This window comes from Agromyces larvae, from assembly GCF_022811705.1.
Taxonomy (GTDB): domain Bacteria; phylum Actinomycetota; class Actinomycetes; order Actinomycetales; family Microbacteriaceae; genus Agromyces; species Agromyces larvae.
The window spans coordinates 117,745-132,860 of record NZ_CP094528.1 but is presented as its reverse complement, the minus strand read 5'-3'; the positions used below and the strand labels follow the sequence as shown (position 1 = coordinate 132,860).

General features: G+C 65.6%; 14 protein-coding genes. 5 read left to right on the top strand and 9 right to left on the bottom strand.

Annotated elements, in window-relative coordinates; all coding sequences use genetic code 11:
- Positions 1 to 17: 17 nt before the first annotated feature.
- From MTO99_RS00565 to MTO99_RS00545, 5 genes are all read right to left on the bottom strand, one after another.
- The gene (locus MTO99_RS00565; protein WP_243556031.1) at positions 18 to 869 is read right to left on the bottom strand and encodes a universal stress protein; all 852 of its coding nucleotides are present in this window, start codon (positions 867 to 869) and stop codon (positions 18 to 20) included.
- Positions 870 to 935: 66 nt separating this feature from the next.
- Positions 936 to 1,916 carry a class I SAM-dependent methyltransferase gene (locus MTO99_RS00560; protein WP_243556029.1) on the bottom strand — a complete coding sequence of 327 codons (981 nt, stop codon included), beginning with the start codon at positions 1,914 to 1,916 and terminating at the stop codon, positions 936 to 938.
- A 151-nt stretch (positions 1,917 to 2,067) separates the two neighbouring features.
- The gene (locus MTO99_RS00555) at positions 2,068 to 2,868 is read right to left on the bottom strand and encodes an O-fucosyltransferase family protein (protein ID WP_243556028.1); all 801 of its coding nucleotides are present in this window, start codon (positions 2,866 to 2,868) and stop codon (positions 2,068 to 2,070) included.
- A 122-nt stretch (positions 2,869 to 2,990) separates the two neighbouring features.
- Positions 2,991 to 3,287: a universal stress protein gene (locus tag MTO99_RS00550; protein WP_243556026.1), complete on the bottom strand. Its 297-nt coding sequence runs from the start codon at positions 3,285 to 3,287 to the stop codon at positions 2,991 to 2,993.
- Positions 3,288 to 3,467: 180 nt separating this feature from the next.
- Positions 3,468 to 3,866 (bottom strand): hypothetical protein, encoded by a 399-nt coding sequence (locus MTO99_RS00545; protein WP_243556024.1) that lies wholly within the window; start codon positions 3,864 to 3,866, stop codon positions 3,468 to 3,470.
- A gap of 350 nt (positions 3,867 to 4,216) precedes the next feature.
- Here MTO99_RS00545 and MTO99_RS00540 point away from each other — a divergent pair, with 350 nt between their 5' ends.
- A complete protein-coding gene (locus tag MTO99_RS00540; protein ID WP_435520779.1) occupies positions 4,217 to 5,494 on the top strand; it encodes an IS110 family RNA-guided transposase in 1,278 nt (425 codons plus the stop codon).
- Here the strand turns inward: MTO99_RS00540 and MTO99_RS00535 are convergent.
- The 3 genes from MTO99_RS00535 to MTO99_RS00525 all read right to left on the bottom strand — a co-directional run bounded on the left by MTO99_RS00535 (position 5,455) and on the right by MTO99_RS00525 (position 8,049).
- Positions 5,455 to 6,663: a DUF4012 domain-containing protein gene (locus tag MTO99_RS00535; protein WP_243556022.1), complete on the bottom strand. Its 1,209-nt coding sequence runs from the start codon at positions 6,661 to 6,663 to the stop codon at positions 5,455 to 5,457. The genes MTO99_RS00540 and MTO99_RS00535 overlap by 40 nt on opposite strands.
- Before the next feature lie 37 nt (positions 6,664 to 6,700).
- Positions 6,701 to 7,595 (bottom strand): IS5 family transposase gene (locus tag MTO99_RS00530; protein ID WP_243556021.1). Its coding sequence is split into 2 segments (ribosomal slippage): positions 6,701 to 7,243 and positions 7,245 to 7,595, totalling 894 coding nucleotides; the frame shifts between segments, so codons are not numbered across the junction.
- Between the two features lie 46 nt (positions 7,596 to 7,641).
- Positions 7,642 to 8,049 carry a hypothetical protein gene (locus tag MTO99_RS00525; RefSeq protein WP_243556019.1) on the bottom strand — a complete coding sequence of 136 codons (408 nt, stop codon included), beginning with the start codon at positions 8,047 to 8,049 and terminating at the stop codon, positions 7,642 to 7,644.
- A gap of 229 nt (positions 8,050 to 8,278) precedes the next feature.
- Between MTO99_RS00525 and MTO99_RS00520 the strand changes: the two genes are divergently transcribed.
- Positions 8,279 to 10,021, top strand: coding sequence for an ABC transporter ATP-binding protein (locus MTO99_RS00520; RefSeq protein ID WP_243556017.1), 1,743 nt, complete (start codon positions 8,279 to 8,281; stop codon positions 10,019 to 10,021).
- Positions 10,022 to 10,377: 356 nt separating this feature from the next.
- Here the strand turns inward: MTO99_RS00520 and MTO99_RS00515 are convergent, their stop codons facing one another.
- Positions 10,378 to 11,616 carry an IS256 family transposase gene (locus tag MTO99_RS00515; protein ID WP_243558862.1) on the bottom strand — a complete coding sequence of 413 codons (1,239 nt, stop codon included), beginning with the start codon at positions 11,614 to 11,616 and terminating at the stop codon, positions 10,378 to 10,380.
- Positions 11,617 to 11,842: 226 nt separating this feature from the next.
- On the opposite strand from MTO99_RS00515, the gene MTO99_RS00510 reads away from it, so the two are divergent.
- The 3 genes from MTO99_RS00510 (at position 11,843) to MTO99_RS00500 (ending at position 15,065) form a co-directional block, all read left to right on the top strand.
- Positions 11,843 to 12,757: a glycosyltransferase family 2 protein gene (locus tag MTO99_RS00510; RefSeq protein WP_243556016.1), complete on the top strand. Its 915-nt coding sequence runs from the start codon at positions 11,843 to 11,845 to the stop codon at positions 12,755 to 12,757.
- A gap of 425 nt (positions 12,758 to 13,182) precedes the next feature.
- Positions 13,183 to 14,070 (top strand): O-antigen ligase family protein, encoded by an 888-nt coding sequence (locus MTO99_RS00505; protein WP_243556014.1) that lies wholly within the window; start codon positions 13,183 to 13,185, stop codon positions 14,068 to 14,070.
- Entirely contained in the window at positions 14,067 to 15,065 is a 999-nt protein-coding gene (locus tag MTO99_RS00500; protein WP_243556012.1) for a glycosyltransferase family 2 protein, read from the top strand. Before MTO99_RS00505 ends, MTO99_RS00500 begins: the two co-directional genes overlap by 4 nt.
- The last annotated feature ends 51 nt before the right edge of the window (positions 15,066 to 15,116 follow it).

The following is a 15,116-nucleotide window of genomic DNA, read 5'->3' as shown; positions in this document are numbered from 1 at the left end:
GGATCCGCTCCGATCGCTCAACGCACGACGATGGTCGGAACCTCGAGGTGGGCGAGCACGCCGTGGCTCACCGACCCCAGCAGGAACCGGGCCAGCGCACCCCGGCCGTGGCTGCCCACCACGATCAGCGACGCATGCACCGCCTCTTCGACGAGCGCCGCCACCGGATCACCGGCAACCACCCGGCGCTCGATCTCGAGGTCGGGGTGGGCGGCGGCCGTCGTGCGCAACGCCTCGTCGAGCACCTCTTCGGCGGCGCTGCCGAGCGCGTCCGCGCCCACCATCGCCACGCCGTAGCCGTACTCGCCGCCGACCATGACGGCGATGTCCCACGCGTGCACCGCGATGAGCGGTTCGCCGCGGCGCTCGGCCTCAACAGCCGCGAACGCGAGCGCCCGGTCGGAGACCTCCGACCCGTCCACCCCCACGACCACGCCGCGCCGCCCGGTGACGTCGACGTCGGGGATCACCGCGACCGGCGCCGCACTCGCCGCAGCGATGCGCAGGCTGTGCACGCCGCGCCGGCTCGGCCGCTTGCCGCCGTGCCAGTCACTGCCCACCACGAGCAGGTCGGCGCCGCGCGAGATGCGTTCGAACACCTCGACCGAGTTGCCCTGCTCGAGATCGTCGATGACCTCCAGCTGCGGAGCCACCGCATCGACGACGTCATGCGCGACCGCGAGCGACTCACGTGCGCTCGACTGCGCCGCCAGCAGCAGTTCGGCATCGCCCGTCGCCTCGATCGCGGAGTCGACGACGTGCACGAGCCGCAACGGGCTCCCGAGTGCCGCCGCCCGCTCAGCCGCCCACCGAACCGCCCGCTCGGTCGCGGGCCCGGCCCCGCTCACCCCTACCGCGATCTCGCCCATGAAGTCTCCTGTCGCCTGCATCCATCATCACGCGATGAGGGCCGTGGTGCCAGCGCTTTGCGCGTGTCACGCGCGGGATCGCATGGCGCGGACGATGCGGCGGGGGATTCTCCGAAACACGAGATGCGGGCCATAGAGCACCGCCCACCTCGCACTCAGCCGTCGTGCATTCCGTCGAGAGGCTCTGACGTCCGCGTTTCTCCGAATAGCGCCCTTGAGATGCCGAGGTCGACGCCTCGAAACGACGTTGAGCGCATCCATGGCATGTGGCAGTTGCACCTCAACTGGCGTATTCCGTACGCGATCCCGTCGTAGAAGCGTGAGTTCGAGCACATTCGGAACGATGAGGTCTGGACCCAGCTTCGTGCTCGTGCAGCAGTTGTTCTCATGAGCGTGAACGCACACGAAGTGCCTGGCGAGCCGCTCGAACACGGGTAAGAAGATGCCGTAGAGAAACTCGGACTCCAATAGGAGCTGCAATGAGTGCACCTCGAGCACAATGATCCTGAACCTCGACAACGTCTCATCGGTCGCGTGAAGCAGGTTGCGGTACTCGGCTCCCTCAATGTCCATCTGGAGCAACAGATCCGCGCCAGGTGAAGAGTTCGCTCTGACCCAATCGTTGATGTCGAGGTTGTTCTCGCTCGGGCCCACATCGAGCCACTTCTTCTCGAACCGCTGAAGGCCATCGATCAGCGGTGTTCTCAGCAGTTCGACGTCTGAGGTGTAGTCGCACATAAACGACTTCACGCCGAACCGCCGTGCGAGGTCATCCTCGAAATCCTTGAAGTTCGCCACTCCCGGTGAAAAGCATGCCTCGATGCCATCGAGGTCATCGGGCACCAGGTATCCGCCGTCGCGCTTGGGCCCGATCCGCATGAGCGGGATGCCGCAGCGCACTGGAGTGATCAGTTCGACAGCTCGCTCAAGACTTGCTCTCGTGACGTCCGTCGCACGATCGGCGGTGCGGGGACTGAGCCCGGATGCACGCAGCGATCCCGCCACGAGATCCTCGGTGACCCCGAACCGCTCCAGGATGTCGCTCATCGCCTCAGCTTGGCAGGCGCGCCGTGGCCATCACAAGGACACCTTCAGGCCACGAACGCGGAGGGAGCGGCGACGTGGGCGCATGGTTCTTGTGTCCCCAGCACAGTTCTGGCTTTCAGCGCGTCCAGACTACTGCTGGAGTCCTTGGCCTTCAATCAGGGCCGTAGGAAGTCCAGTCAATGCGGTTTCGGCGAGACATGAGTTCGACCAGTTCCGCCGCGGTGCCATGCCATTCCCTCGGGTGGCCAGTTGCAGTTGCCAATGCAACGTGAATGCCGAGTTGCTGGGATATTTCGGGGTAGAACGTCGTATAGGGGGGCAACGGACCCTGGTCGAACTGCAGCAGCGAATCGCAGTTCTTCGACAACCATGCGGCCGAAACCGCGAACGTGCCCTGAGACACACAGAGAGTTCTCGCAGATCTAAGCCGGTGAAAATCGGCCTCGGCAGACCCGTTCACCTCCAAGAAATCGATTCCTTGCGATCGGCAGTGGAGGCTAATAACCCTTAGATACGGGTGGTCATGGGACTGGGTTACGGCAACAACACGAGCAGGTGCGGTCTTCTCGATTGCAGCAAGGTAGTAGTCCAGAGGAGGCGGCGCGTACCGTGGGTGTGGACGAGGCCGAAACACGTCTCCTGCTCGAAGATGCAGCACGAAATCCTCCGACTGTTGCTGCTCCGGGAGCCGGTCCCGCAGTGCGAGCAACACACGTGCTCTCTCGAGCGTCGTTCTCGTGAAGCCGAGTGAATCGAAATAGAAGAACGATCCGAAGATGCCGGTTGCGCCATCGGGAACGCGCGCCTTAGTGAGTTCAATCGCACCAACAGAACCGGGATTGAAGATGGAATCCTGCGGAAGCACGACGGTCCCCGCCCCTAAGCGCTCAGCAAGGCGAACCGCATTCGCAACCGCAAAGACGTGATTGCCGATGTTATGGAGGGTGCGCATTCCGACATAGCTGAATGAACGGCCTGACCCTTGCAGGAAGACACGCTCGCGCCGGGGTCGCCGGACAGTCCGCAGCCAATCGATCCCGTATCGCGGCGCCTCCCATGGGAGAATAGGGTGTTTCACGTCATCGACCCGTCGGATGCTGGCTTCCTTTTCGCCACCTTATCGACGAGCGCAATGACCGGGGCGCCGGCCACAACCCGGCGCTCGATCCCAAGCTCGGGGGTAGGAAGCGCCTCGTCGAGCAACTCTTCAGCAGCGCTGCCGAGCGCATCGCCCGTCGCCTCGATCGCGGAGTCGACCACGTGCACGAGCCGCAACGGGCTCCCCAGTGCCGCCGCCCGCTCAGCCGCCCACCGAACCGCCCGCTCGGTCGCGGGCCCGGCCCCGCTCACCCCTACCGCGATCTCGCCCATGAAGTCTCCTGTCGCCGCAACCCGCACGTGCCGGCTGTTGCACCTGCACTGCCATCTTGACGAGCGCGGGCGGGTTTCGGAAGGGTGCGCGGTGCGGCGGGCGTGTCGGCACGTTCACGCGAGTCGGCACGAGTCGACCGGCTCGCTCCTTGAGCGAGCCGGTCGAGATCCCTGATCAGGTCAGGCATGCTTCCGCGCCCTGCGCACCGTCGTCAGCACCACGATGAGCGCCGCACCGAGGATGAGGGCGCCGCCGCCGATCCAGATCCAGAGCACCGGCAGGTCGAAGCCCGTGCCCATCAGTGCCCGATCACCGGTGCCGGCTCCGGCGTCAGCGGGCACCACTGTCAGCGTGCCCGTTGCGACGACCTGCCCCGCCGTCACGGTGATGGTGGAGGTGCCGGGCGTGGTGGAACTCGCCGTGTACGACACCGACCCCGCGGCATCCGTGGGCCTCGAGAACATGCTGGCCTTGATGACGCTCAGGGTGACCGCGTCGGGCGCGGTCGCCGTCGATGGCGTGTTCGGCGGGAACCCGGTGAACGTCAAGGTCACCGACGTGCCGACGTTCGTGGTCACCGACGGCCCTTGGGCGGTGTACCCGGCTTGCGCTTGGGCAGCTGTGGGAACCGCGAGCAAACGCGGCTGCCGCAATGGCTGTTGCGGCGAAGAACTTTCGGAACATCGGATGCACCCCTTTCGCGCCGCACCGAACGGTGATCATGCACTTGGGGGGTCATCCCCCCGTTGCTTTCTTCTCGGCCCCGTAGCCGGGATGCTGTGGGGTGACGGCCAGCCGGGCCCGGCATGATTGTTGCCCCCTGTCGAACGCATGATCTGGGGGGTGTTGTCACCGGGCCTGGTCTGGCAGCGTGTGATCGCTGATAGGGGCTGGGCCCGGGACGTCGCCGAGGCCGTTCGTAACGTGGATGCCGAGACGCGCTGCCGTGCGCTGGCCGGCGTCGATCACGAATGAACGGAGGGGGCACGTGAACACAGGAATCACCGGGCACACGGACGTCGAAGTCTTCATCGGACTCGACGTTGGGAAGGGCGAACACCACGCCGTAGCCCTTGACCGTGCCGGGACGCGACTGTTCGACAAGCCGCTGCCCAACGACGAGACCCGACTGCGGACGCTGATCGACGAGCTCAGGGGCCGCGGGCCGGTACTGCTCGTCGTCGACCAGCCGGCCACGATCGGTGCCCTACCGGTCGCCGTCGCCCAGGCCGCCGGTGCACTCGTCGGCTACCTGCCAGGCCTGGCGATGCGCCGCATCGCGGACCTGCACCCCGGCGAGGCCAAGACGGATGCCCGAGACGCGCTGATCATCGCCGAGACCGCCAGAACCATGCCGCATACGCTGCGCTCGATCCAGGTCGCCGACGAGCAGATCGCGGAACTGTCGATGCTGTGCGGCTTCGACGACGACCTGGCCGGACAGATCGTGCAGGCCAGCAACCGCATCCGCGGCCTGCTCACCCAGATCCATCCCGCACTCGAGCGGGTGATCGGCCCGAAGCTGGATCACCCCGCGACCCTCGACCTGCTGCAGCACTACCCGACCCCGGCCGCGATGACCGCGGCCGGAGAGAAACGCCTCGGGAACCGGCTCATCAAACTCGCACCCCGCAAGGGTCGCGAATGGGCCGGCGAACTCATCCAGGCACTGCGGCAACAGACCGTGGTCGTCCTCGGCACGAACGCGGCCGGCACCGTCTTGCCGCGCCTGGCCGAGCAGCTGGCCGGCCTACGCCAGCAACGCGAAGACGTCGCCGCCGAGGTCGAGCAGCTCGTGGCGGCCCACCCTCTTCACCCCGTCCTGACGAGCATGCCCGGAGTCGGCGTCAGGACCGCAGCCAGACTCCTGACCGAGATCACCGGCAAAGCCTTCCCGACCGCCGGGCACCTGGCCGCCTACGCCGGACTCGCGCCCGTGACCCGTCGATCGGGATCCTCGATCCGCGGGGAGCACCCCTCCCGACGAGGCAACAAGACCCTCAAACGCGCGATGTTCCTATCCGCGTTCGCCGCCTTGCGAGACCCTGAGTCGCGCGCCTACCACGACCGCAAGATCGCCCAGGGCAAACGCCACAACCAGGCCCTCATCGCACTCGCACGACGCCGATCCGACGTCCTCTACGCCATGCTCCGCGACGGCACCCTCTACGAAGTCCCCGCCCGAACCCAACCCGTCGCCGCTTGACAGAACACATAGGGGCACCCCCCTGCGAGACCCCGAGGTTGTAGGTGCCCGGCGGGCTGTACACGTGCACCGAGGTGCTGATCGATCCGGCCGGTGTGCCGAAGCCGCCGCCACCGGTCACATACCCGGGCAGACTCGTCGCCGCGTCGGCGGGCGCGGTGTTCGTGAGGGTGACGTCGATCGCGTACTCGGCGAGCCGGTCGCCGCGGCACGTCATCGAGCCGGCGGCGATCTCGACGGCGAGACGCGTGTCCATCTTCGACCCGGTCATGTCGTTGAGGTACACCCCGAACGCCTGCCGGTCGTCGCCGCTTCGGGGCAAACCGCCGGCGAGCGTGGTGTCTTCGAGAATCGCCTGCTCCGAGGCATCCGCGCTCCAGATCAGGATGCGCCGCTCGTCGCCCGACCGTGCGAGCGCGCCGATCAGGGCGCGGGTCGGCGGCGCCGGCCGAGCCGCCCGCGACCGCCTCGAACACCGCGGCGGCCGCGCCGGCGAAGAACGCGTCCTGATCGGCAGGGTTCGGGTAGCGGGCGTAGACGTCGGCGAGGAGCCGCTGCACCACCGTGCCCGCTTCGAGCACGTCGCCGGTCGACATCGTCACCGGTCCGGTCGCTTCGAGCACGTGCGAGAGCACGACCGGGTCGAGCGCGACGACGAGGTCGGGTTCGACACCGAACCGCTGCCGCCACATCTCGCGGGCGATGGGCGCGCCGAGCGGGAACTGCGGCAGGAACGCGACATCTTGCATGTAGCGTGCCGGGTTGTTGCCCCACAGTGCGCGTGACTCGACGGGCAGCTCGGTCACGATCGGGTCGAAGCGGCCGGTGTCGCCTGAGTCGGCCTGCGCCGCGAGGCTGAGGGCGCCGCCCTCGGCGTGGATGAGCGCGAGCGCGCTCGGCACACCGCCCGTCGAGCGCAGCTCGGCATTGTTCTGGATGAGCAGCAGGATGTTCCGCGGCCCATCGGCGCCGAGCACCGCCGGCAGCAGCCGGGTGGCGCGGTCGAGCGCGTCGACGATCGCGCCGGTATCGGCCAGCAGCGCGACCAGTTCGTCGCGGGCCTCGGCGATCGGGCCGATCAGGTCGATGTCCGGGTCGGCGAGGCGGCCCGAGTCGAGCGCGTCACGCTTGCAGCGCCAGGATCGGTGCCGGGTCGATGCGGCCCGCATGCGGACGGAACGCCGCCGGGTCGAGCGACGCCGCGACCTAGGGCGTGTCTGACAATTGCTGGGTCCAGGCGATGATGCTGTGGAGGAGGACTGCGGCGCGGTAGGTGACGGCGTGCTTGTCGTATCGGGTGGCCAGGCGGCGCCATTGTTTGAGGTGGCAGAAGCGGCGTTCGATCACGTTGCGGTTCTCGTAGTCGATGGCGTCCAGCCCGACCGGTCGTCCGCCGCGTGATCCTCGACGTTTGCGGTGGCCTTTCTGGTCGTCGGGCTCGGGGATGACGGCCTTGATCCCGCGGTCGCGGAGGTGGGAGCGGATCGCGCGGGACGAGTACGCCTTGTCGCCGCGCACCGCGTCCGGCCGGGTACGTGGCCGACCGGTCTCACGTCCTACGCGGAGGTGTGCCATCAGCGGCAGGAACATCGGCGAGTCGCCGGCCTGACCAGGCGTGATCAGCGTGACCAGTGGCAGCCCGTTGCCGTCCACGAGCTGATGGATCTTTGTCGACAAGCCGCCGCGGGAGCGGCCGATGGCGTGATCAGGCGGCTCTTCCCGCAGATTCGTGTAGTTCGACCCAGCCCCCTGTGAGGCGCGTCGTGTTCGTCGCGTGCTGATGCGCGCGGGCGATCGTGGACTCCACCGACAACGACCAATCCACCAGCCCGGCCGCATCCGCCGCGGCCGTCAACTTCGCGTGCACCTTTTCCCAGGTGCCCTCCGTCGCCATCCGGTGATGCCAGGTCCACACCGTCTGCCACGGCCCGAACACCTCGGGCAGATCCCGCCACGCGATCCCCGCCCGATACCGGTAGATGATCGCCTCGACCATCGTCCGCGCATCCGAGAACGGCCGACCCTTACGACCCGTCGGGCGCGGCAGCATCCCCTCGATCAACGACCACTGAGCATCCGAGAGCACCTGAAACCGCGACACGCGTCAAGCCTCTCAGCCGGACAATGATCCAATTGTCAGACACGCCCTAGGCAAGCGGCGTCACGGCACCCGATGCCACCCGGTCGACGGATGCCGCGATCACCTGCATGCCCTCGAGATTCACCCCCGCCCACGGCAGCAGCTCGGCGACGCGCCAGACCGGGTCGCCGGTAAGGGCGGCGGCCTCTGAGGCGTGGCCGGCGAGCACACGGGCGGATGCTTCGGCAGCCTGCGTGTCGCCATCGATGATGTGCTGGCGGGTTGTGTCGACGAGCGGCACCGCGGCCTCGAGCTCGCCCTTCGCGAGGAACGCACGGATGCCGACCCAGGCCGCCAGGGCGATCACGACCGCGAGCAGGATGACGAGCGTGACCCAGATCCAGCGGCGGCGGCGCGGGCTGCGCTGCCGGGCGTCCACGGATGCCCCGGGAGTGGTGACGGTCGAAGGGGTCACGAGGTTCAGGGTAGCCGGGTGCCGGTCGGCGGCAATGTGACGCGCGCAGCCCGCCGATCTCAGCTGTACCGACAACTCGTGGCCGAAGTGAGCAGAGGAGATCCCGCGCGCCCTCGGACTCTTGTGCGACGATGTGGCAGGTTGGAAGCGGTTCCGGGCGGCCAATCGGACGGAATCGCGCTGGGGGGTGTATCGCGTGAAGTCGGTGCTGGCGACGCTTCGAGCTGTCGTGTCGGTGCTTCCCCAGGGCGCCGGCCGATTCTTCACCGCGTATGCGATTGCGCAGGGTGGTCTGGCGCTGCTCGACGGGTTCGCCGTCGTGCTGCTCGTGGCTGTGCTCACGCCGCTCAGCGGTGGAGGGGTCGCAGAGCTCCCGGTCATCGGCGAACTCAGCGGCGGAGCGATCGTGGTCACCCTCGCGGTGATGTGCCTGCTCATCGTAGCGAAGAGCGTCGCAGCGATCTTCCTGCTCCGCTGGGCGAGCCGGCGGAGCGCACACTACGACGCGTACCTCGCACAGCAACTCTTCACCGCCTACCTGCGTGCCCCTTGGCGCGAGCGGCTCTCGAAGCACTCATCCGAGGTCGTGAGCCTCACTGGGGTCAGTGTTCGCACGACAGTGTTCCAGTTCGTCCTGCCAGCGACCCAGCTGCTCGGCGAACTTACGACGCTGCTCGCCGTCATCATCGTGCTCGCGGCGGTGCAGCCCTGGGCCGCCGCGCTCGCCCTGGTCTACATGTCGATCGTCGGCGCGCTGTTGCTCTTCTGGATCGCGAAGCGCACCCGTCGCGCCGGGCGTGTCGTCTACGAAAACCAACTCGCGGAGGCGCGGCTCATCACCGAGATCATCGGCGCGTTCAAAGAGATCGTGCTCCGCGGAAAAACCGACGAAGTCAGCGAGGTCGTCGGCCGAACCAGGCGCGCGGCAGCGACCGCGTTCGCGAAGGTGCAGTATCTCTCGCAATCCCCGCGGTACGTCGTCGAGGCCGCGATCATCGGCGGGTTCGCGCTGATCGGTGGAACCGCCCTCGCCATCGGTGGCCCCGACTACGCCCTGTTCTCGATCGCGGTGTTCGGCTTGGCCGGCTTTCGGCTGACGCCGTCGGTCATCCGGGTTCAATCGATCGCGAACTCCCTGCAGTACGCCGAGCCGCAGGCTCGCCGAGTGGTCGACGAACTCCTCGTGGCATCCGATCGCCCCCGACCGAGCCAACCCACCGGGGTTACCCTGCCGCCGCACCCCCGAGCGATCGAGATCGACCGGGTCGGGGTACGCTTCCACCACAAGTCGCACGCAGCTCTCGAGGAGGTCTCGCTGCAGATCCCGTTCGGTAGTTCAGTGGCGTTCGTGGGCGCCTCCGGCGCCGGCAAGTCCACCCTGGTCGACGTCATCCTCGGCCTCATCGAGCCCGACATCGGCACCGTCGCCATCGACGGGGTGCCCATCAACCGACTCGTCGACTCGTGGGGCCCCTCGATCGGATACGTCCCCCAAGACGTCATCCTGTTCGACGCGACCGTCGCGCAGAACGTCGCCCTCACGTGGACCGACGACCCCGACCCCGACCGGGTCCGCGAGGCGCTCCAGCGCGCTCAACTGCTCGACACGATCGAGTCCAGGCCGGGCGGGCTCGACGCCCGAATCGGAGAACGCGGTCTGCGCCTTTCTGCCGGTCAGCGGCAACGACTCGGCATCGCCCGCGCGCTGTACACCTCACCCAAGGTGCTCGTGCTCGACGAGGCCACGAGCGCGCTCGACACCACCACCGAAGCCGCCGTCTCGGAGGCGATCAGACAACTGGCAGGCGAAGTCACGGTGATTCAGGTTGCTCACCGCCTCGCGACGGTCATGTCGGCCGACCTCGTGTGCTTCCTCCGCGACGGCCGACTCGTGGCGCAGGGCACGTTCGACGAAGTCGTCGACGCTGTGCCCGACTTTGCGCTCCAGGCGAACCTGGCGGGGCTGCGGTGACAACGGCACAGTTCAGGAGGCTGTCAACCAGTGCTTGATCGGTTGCACAGACCTACGATATACGCGGCGCATCGGGAACGACACAGCATAGACGATTCGCACCACCAGAACCGCACTCCCCGGAACGAGCACGCGCGACAGCCGATGGATAAACCTGCCGTCTTTGGCGGGTGCAACGTCGGTCGACGTTATGCCCGATCTACCCAGCAGTAACGCAGCCACAGTCACGTTGCTGTGACCGCCAACGAGATGAGCAGCTCGTCCAAGAATGATGGCATCACGGAGTACTTCATATCCGCTCTGGAATCCCGGGTTCGGGGTGTGTCCGATGAACGGTGGATCTGGTCTGGCGCATTTCAGTTGATGCGGCCTTCGAAGGTGATCGCGAACGCGTTCAGCGCCGGCTTCCACCTCGTGACCCAGCGTGCCCGTCCTCGCCCGGTGGGGTCAAGCGAGCGGGTCACGAGGTAGAGGCACTTCAGCGCGGCGGCATCGTTCGGGAAGTGCCCGCGAGCCCTGACCGCTCGTCGGTAGCGGGCGTTGAGAGACTCGATCGCGTTCGTCGAGCAGATGATGCGGCGGATCTCGATGTCGTAGTCCAGGAACGGGATGAACTCGCTCCAGGCGTTCTCCCAGAGCTTGCGGATCGCGGGATACATGCTCGCCCACTTCTCCGCGAACTCCTCGAACCTTGCCTTCGCGGCGGCCTCGGTCGGGGCGGTGTAGACCGGCCGCAGGTCGCGGGCGATCTGGTCCCAGTACTTGCGGGACGCGAACTTGAAGGTGTTGCGGATCAGGTGGATGATGCACGTCTGCACGACCGCGAGCTCCCACGTGGTGGTGATCGACTCGGGCAGCCCCTTCAGCCCGTCGCAGACGACGATGCAGACGTCCTCGACGCCGCGGTTCTTCAGCTCGGTGAGCACGCCCAGCCAGAACTTCGCACCCTCGCCGCCGTCGCCGGCCCAGATCCCGAGGATCTCGCGCTCCCCGGCTGTGGTGACGCCGACAGCGACGTAGAACGGTTTGTTGCGCACCTGCCCGTCCCGGACCTTCACCACGATCGCGTCGATGAACACCACCGGGTAGACCCGGTCCAACGGGCGGTTCTGCCACTCGGTCATCTCCTCGATGACCTTGTCCGTGATCTTCGAGATCGTGTCCTTGCTCACGCTCGCGCCGTAAACATCGTCGAAGTGCGCCGCCACCTCACCCGTGGTCAGCCCCCGCGCCGTCAGCGACAGCACGATCTCGTCGATCCCGTCCAGCCGGCGTTGCCGCTTGCGGACGATCTTCGGCTGGAACGACCCGTCACGGTCCCGCGGCACGTCGATCTGAACCGCGCCAACCGCGGTGAGCACCGTCTTGGACCGGGTGCCGTTGCGGGCGTTGTCACCCTCGCTGGCGCCGTGCTTCTCGTAGCCGAGGTGCTCGGTCATCTCGGCCTCGAGCGCGGTCTCCAAGACCGTCTTGGTGAGGTTCCCGACCAGCCCACCCGGGCCGACCAGGCTCACGCCCTGCTCCTTCGCCTGCGCGAGCAACTGCGCGGCGATCTGCTGCTGATCGATGATCTCTCCGGCCACAGGATCGATCATCTCGATGACATCGGTCATCGCCCTTCCTTTCGGTCAGGCCAGATCCAGATCCACCGTTGTCCTGACAGTCCCCACGTCGGACGGCTCGAGTCGCACTTCCCGGATCCGACGCAGACTCGACCCGCCCGCGCGGGTAGCAGCTAGGCTGCGAGTGGCGGGTCAGCGCTCCCAACGCCACTGCGCGTGCGGAGTCACCACGACTCGTAACGCGCCGGAGGGGGGCGGTTTGGCCATCGATTGCGGGCTAGATGTGGTGATCGTCACCTACGCGAGCGAAGCCCATATTCGGCAATGTCTGGACAGCCTCTTCCGCCACCGGCCGTCCTGTGAGATGCGCGTACTGCTCGTCGACAACGATTCTCCCGACAGCACACTCGACGTGGTCAGGGGCGACTATTCGGAGGTCCTTGTCATCGCTCGCGAACACAACGATGGCTTCGCTGTGGCGAACAATGCGGCCCTGCGCGCGACGACGGCACCGTTTGTTCTCGTGCTCAACCCGGATACCGAGATCGAGGCGGGCACCCTAGACCACCTGATGTCCGTCATGGCCAACGAGCAGAGCATCGGCGTCTTGGGCTGCCGGCTGTTGACGGCCGATGGCACGCTCGATCACGCATCCAAACGGTCCTTCCCTTCCCCGATGACGGCCGCGAAGTACTTCCTCCTCAAGGCAATCGGGCGCAGCGGGTCGGCGTACGTCAGGCCTGACGTGGACGAGAACTCCATTGCTGACGTCGACGCGATTAACGGCGCGTTCATGCTGGTACGTGCACGTGCGATGGATGAGGTTGGTCTATTCGATGAGAAGTACTGGATGTACGGCGAGGACCTCGATTGGTGCGCCCGTTTTCATTCGGCGGGCTGGCGCGTCGTCTACGATGGCACCGTGGTCGCCCACCATCTGAAGGGTGGTAGCACAGGCGGGCGGCGGCCAATGCGGCTGAACTACCACTTCCACCGCAGCATGGAGATTTTCTATCTCGATCATGTGAGCAGCGGTCACCGGCTGGCAGACGCGATCGTGTCGATGGGAATCTGGCTGCGCTTCGCTCTTACTTCGGTGAGCCACAGTGTCGCAAATGCTACGAGAAACCGTCCGATGGCGAAGAAGCCGGCGGTGGATGGAGCAGTCGATTGACTGGTCGGTCGCGGGCTGTGGAGCGAACTCGTGGCGTTGCAGTGGCCGCCGATCAACCGGCGCGCTCGTTCCCCTCCACCGCCTTGTTCCTGATGCTTGTTGCCGTTACCAGCCGGGGTTTGATCGAGATTGTTGTCGGCAAGACCGCTGCTTACGCCATACAAGCGGCGGCGGTTGCCGTATTCACTCTTGTGCTTCTGACACGCCACCGACCACGATCTAGCGGCTATCTCGGGGTCGCCCTAGCGCTCTTCTGGGCTCTGATAGTCGTTGCTCTCCTATCAGTCCTCGCGTCATCTGAATCAGCAGGCGCGAGCACCGCCACAGCATACGCCGTTGTGATGCTCGGTTTCGGGGGGCTACTGACAGTGTACGGAGGCCTACGTTTCTCGTTCTCCACGACACGGGGTTTGGGCTCATCGATCGTGGTTGTCACCCTCCTCATGATCGCCGTCGCGATGCTGCAGCAATTCGCGAACCTCGACGTATTCTCGGGCGTGGATTTCGGTACGCGTCGAGATACAGCGCGACCGTCGGCGATGACAGGAAGCTTCCTTCACTATCCAATTGCCCTGTCATTGCTCTCGTTCATCCTTCTTGGCCTTCATTCAACAACTCGCCGCCGAATGCATCTCGTGGTCGCGTGCGCTGGGTTCCTCGCCACCATAGTCAGCTACTCACGCTCGGGCATGGTGATCACGCTGGTGGGCTTGGCAATCGGGGTCGTTCTTGCGAAGAGCCTCAGATCCGCGATTCGCGTCGCTATCGTGTTGCCCGTCCTGGCGGTGGTGCTCGCGCTTGGGCTCCCAGTCGACACGTACCTTGAACGGTTTCTCAGTATCTTCCGATCGGATGGTTCCGGCAATCCAGGACGAATCGCGGCTTGGCAGCGCATATTGGATACCTGGTCGAGTTCTCCTTTGGTCATCGGGAGTCATGCCGGTGAGTACTCCAACATCTCATCCAATCTCGGTGCTCTCGGCCGAGTCGGTTCTCCAGAATCCGGCCTTCTTCAAGTTCTGATCAGCCTTGGAATCGCTGGGGTCGTGGCCTTCTACGGGCTGATGCTCATCAGCGTCTTCGCGTCCCCCTCGGGTGCGCCTTGGTTTAGGGCGGGCTTGCTTGGTGGAATCGTCCAGAGCTTCGCCTACCAATCGGTTGAGGTGCTTCCATTCATGGCGATCTACGCAATTACGCCGTTGATCGCAACGGCGACGATCACGCGCATCGACGGTCGGGTGCCGAACGATCAAGAGCTCGGTGTGTCAGTTTTTAGTGTGCGGAGAAGGAACGCCGAAAGGGGGGCCACATGACGCCAGCATCGCACCCGAAGGTGTCGATCATACTGCCTGTGTACAACGCAGAGTCGTACGTCAAAGGAGCGCTGTTGCGCCTTCTTGACCAGACGTTCATCGACTTCGAACTGATCGTTGTCGACGACAGCTCAATGGATCGGACTCGAGATCTTGCTCAGTCAGTAGCCAGGCAGGACGTGCGAGTCCGCGTAATCGAGTTGCCGGTGAATGGCGGGGTCGCAAGCGCTCGCAATGACGGCCTCGCTCTTGCGACCGGGACGTACGTCTGGTTCGTCGACGTCGATGACGCGTGGGACGATGGGTTCTTGGCTCGAACGGTCGACGCGCTCGAAAGAAGGAGTGCCGATCTGGCCGTATGTAGTGCCGTCCATCGTTTCGGTTCAGACTGGTCATCCAACGAGTTCGTGGTGCGATACCGGAACGAGAACGTCTTGGAGGGCATCGAAGCCGTCGAATCACTGCTGGCCGGTTCTGGTGCACTTTGGAACAAGTTGTTCCGACGCGATGTGCTTGGCCTCAACCCGTTCCCGCCCCTGCGCTCGAAGTCCGATCACGCTGGCGTACTGCTGGTGCTTCCGGAGCTGCGCCGCATTGTCACTGTACCCGAAGTTCTCTATACCTATGTTCAACGGGATGGTTCCATCAGCAACGGAGGCAATCCTCAACCTCAGAACTTTCTCGTTCTGCTTGGGATCGCGGCTGCGTCACTCGGGCAATTTCCTAATACGAGAAGGTTTCGGCATGCGCACGCCCGCTTCAGATGTAGCATCATCGCGCGTGCCCTGCGCGAAGCCTGGAGGTACCCGACTGGCGCGAGCGAACTCGCGAAGCAGCTCCCGACCATGGTGACCTGGCGTGAGGTCTTGCTCACAGGCGCGAGTGATCGACGCGCATTCGTGACGTGTGCTGCGGCGAAGATTGCACCTCGCTCTGCAAAACGAGCTTTCCGCCACATAGGACGAAACCGATGGACGACGCAGGGCGCGGTCTGACGAACTCCCGCGAGCGACGTTTCACATGCGCGCGTCCCACAATCCGTGCGC

What these genes read in the sequence shown, in the direction of transcription:
- MTO99_RS00515 (WP_243558862.1), bottom strand. Translation starts at nt 11,616, where the DNA reads ATGATCGATCCTGTGGCCGGAGAGATCATCGATCAGCAGCAGATCGCC.
- MTO99_RS00555 (WP_243556028.1), bottom strand. Translation starts at nt 2,868, where the DNA reads ATGCGCACCCTCCATAACATCGGCAATCACGTCTTTGCGGTTGCGAAT.
- MTO99_RS00540 (WP_435520779.1), top strand. Translation starts at nt 4,217, where the DNA reads ATGCCGAGACGCGCTGCCGTGCGCTGGCCGGCGTCGATCACGAATGAA.
- MTO99_RS00535 (WP_243556022.1), bottom strand. Translation starts at nt 6,663, where the DNA reads ATGCGGGCCGCATCGACCCGGCACCGATCCTGGCGCTGCAAGCGTGAC.
- MTO99_RS00550 (WP_243556026.1), bottom strand. Translation starts at nt 3,287, where the DNA reads ATGGGCGAGATCGCGGTAGGGGTGAGCGGGGCCGGGCCCGCGACCGAG.
- MTO99_RS00500 (WP_243556012.1), top strand. Translation starts at nt 14,067, where the DNA reads ATGACGCCAGCATCGCACCCGAAGGTGTCGATCATACTGCCTGTGTAC.
- MTO99_RS00565 (WP_243556031.1), bottom strand. Translation starts at nt 869, where the DNA reads ATGGGCGAGATCGCGGTAGGGGTGAGCGGGGCCGGGCCCGCGACCGAG.
- MTO99_RS00560 (WP_243556029.1), bottom strand. Translation starts at nt 1,916, where the DNA reads ATGAGCGACATCCTGGAGCGGTTCGGGGTCACCGAGGATCTCGTGGCG.